1 tRNA gene and 2 rRNA genes (1 of these 3 cut by a window edge) are annotated in these 2,500 nt (G+C 55.0%); all 3 read left to right on the top strand.

Features of this window, described 5'->3' with window-relative positions:
• A 23S ribosomal RNA gene (locus tag NKK47_RS13215) occupies window positions 1-1,915 on the top strand (it extends 884 nt beyond the left edge of the window).
• A gap of 96 nt (window positions 1,916-2,011) precedes the next feature.
• A 5S ribosomal RNA gene (gene rrf / locus NKK47_RS13210) occupies window positions 2,012-2,126 on the top strand.
• Window positions 2,127-2,256: 130 nt separating this feature from the next.
• A tRNA-Met gene (locus tag NKK47_RS13205) sits at window positions 2,257-2,333 on the top strand.
• The last annotated feature ends 167 nt before the right edge of the window (window positions 2,334-2,500 follow it).

The following is a 2,500-nucleotide window of genomic DNA, read 5'->3' as shown; positions in this document are numbered from 1 at the left end:
CGAATACCCCAGGGGGTAGAGCACTGGATGGGCTAGGGGTCCTCACCGGATTACCAAACCTAACCAAACTCCGAATACCTGGGAGTAATAGTCGGCAGACACACGGCGGGTGCTAACGTCCGTCGTGAAAAGGGAAACAACCCTGACCTACAGCTAAGGTCCCCAAGTTATGGCTAAGTGGGAAAGGATGTGAGGATCCCAAAACAACCAGGATGTTGGCTTAGAAGCAGCCATCATTTAAAGAAAGCGTAACAGCTCACTGGTCTAAATAAGGGTCTTTGCGCCGAAAATGTAACGGGGCTAAAGCCATACACCGAAGCTTAGGGTTTGCAGCAATGCAAGCGGTAGCGGAGCGTTCTGTAAGCTGATGAAGCCATACCCGTGAGGGGTGGTGGAGGTATCAGAAGTGCGAATGCTGACATGAGTAACGTAAGGGGAGTGAGAGACTCCCCCGCCGAAAGTCCAAGGGTTCCTGCTTAAAGCTAATCTGAGCAGGGTTAGCCGGCCCCTAAGTCGAGGCAGAAATGCGTAGACGATGGGAACCACGTTAATATTCGTGGGCCTGGAGGAAGTGACGGATCATTGAGGTAGTCCAATCTTATCGGATTGAAAGGGCTGCTGCGTGGTTCCAGGAAATAGCTCCTCCTTATAGACCGTACCCGAAACCGACACTGGTGGACTGGTAGAGTATACCAAGGCGCTTGAGAGAACTATGCTGAAGGAACTCGGCAAATTGCACGCGTAACTTCGGAAGAAGCGTGACCCTTTCATGCGCAAGCATGGGAGGGTGGCACAGACCAGGGGGTAGCGACTGTTTATCAAAAACACAGGGCTCTGCGAAGTCGCAAGACGACGTATAGGGTCTGACGCCTGCCCGGTGCTGGAAGGTTAAGAGGAGGGGTGCAAGCTCTGAATCGAAGCCCCAGTAAACGGCGGCCGTAACTATAACGGTCCTAAGGTAGCGAAATTCCTTGTCGGGTAAGTTCCGACCTGCACGAATGGCGTAACGACTTCCCCGCTGTCTCCAGCATAGACTCAGTGAAATTGAATTCCCCGTGAAGATGCGGGGTTCCTGCGGTTAGACGGAAAGACCCCGTGCACCTTTACTATAGCTTTACATTGGCATTCGTAGTGGCATGTGTAGGATAGGTGGTAGGCTTTGAAACCTGGGCGCCAGCTCAGGTGGAGCCACCCTTGAAATACCACCCTTATCACTATGGATGTCTAACCGCGGCCCGTTATCCGGGTCCGGGACAATGTATGGTGGGTAGTTTGACTGGGGCGGTCGCCTCCTAAAGAGTAACGGAGGCGCGCGATGGTGGGCTCAGAACGGTCGGAAATCGTTCGCTGAGTGCAATGGCATAAGCCTGCCTGACTGCGAGACTGACAAGTCGAGCAGAGACGAAAGTCGGTCATAGTGATCCGGTGGTCCCGCGTGGAAGGGCCATCGCTCAACGGATAAAAGGTACGCCGGGGATAACAGGCTGATGACCCCCAAGAGTCCATATCGACGGGGTTGTTTGGCACCTCGATGTCGACTCATCGCATCCTGGGGCTGGAGCAGGTCCCAAGGGTATGGCTGTTCGCCATTTAAAGCGGTACGTGAGTTGGGTTCAGAACGTCGTGAGACAGTTCGGTCCCTATCTGCCGTGGGTGTAGGAATATTGAAAGGATCTGTCCCTAGTACGAGAGGACCGGGATGGACGGATCTCTGGTGGACCTGTTGTGGCGCCAGCCGCATAGCAGGGTAGCTATATCCGGACGGGATAACCGCTGAAGGCATCTAAGCGGGAAACCCACCTTAAAACGAGTATTCCCTGAGAACCGTGGAAGACGACCACGTTGATAGGCCGGGTGTGGAAGAGCGGCAACGCTTGAAGCTTACCGGTACTAATAGTTCGATCGGCTTGATCGTTCTCATTCCTAATGCCCATTTCTGGTGACAATCCTTGGATTGCGCCGAGATGGATGGCACAGAAAACAGCTTCTCGAGCAACGTGCGTTTTGCCGACCTGGTGGTTATGGCGGAGCGGCTGCACCCGATCCCATTCCGAACTCGGCCGTGAAACGCTCCAGCGCTGATGGTACTTCGTCTCAAGACGCGGGAGAGTAGGTCGCTGCCAGGTCTGCCAAGCGCACGTTGTTTAATCTTCTCCTTACGAACAGGCCCGCCAACGGGATATCGGGCCGCGTAAGCGGCCCTTTCATTTGGCGGAAGCTTGAATCCGGTGAGCCAAGGCTTACCTTTAGGGTTGACGCGGGGTGGAGCAGCCCGGTAGCTCGTCAGGCTCATAACCTGAAGGTCACAGGTTCAAATCCTGTCCCCGCAACCAAAATACGAAAACGGCCCGCCTTGTGCGGGCCGTTTTCGTTTTGCTGGCCGATTGGTTCGATCCCGTCAGGCCTCGCACGAAGCGTACGCATACGACGAAGGCCGCATGATTGGCACGCGTGCGTGGGCGCGGCGGGCTCTATGATGGCGATGCGTGAAGGTCAGGCG

Origin of the sequence: Mesorhizobium sp. M0019, assembly GCF_040323975.1 — a bacterium.
Classification (GTDB): domain Bacteria; phylum Pseudomonadota; class Alphaproteobacteria; order Rhizobiales; family Rhizobiaceae; genus Mesorhizobium.
This window is presented reverse-complemented; position numbering and strand designations above follow the sequence as displayed.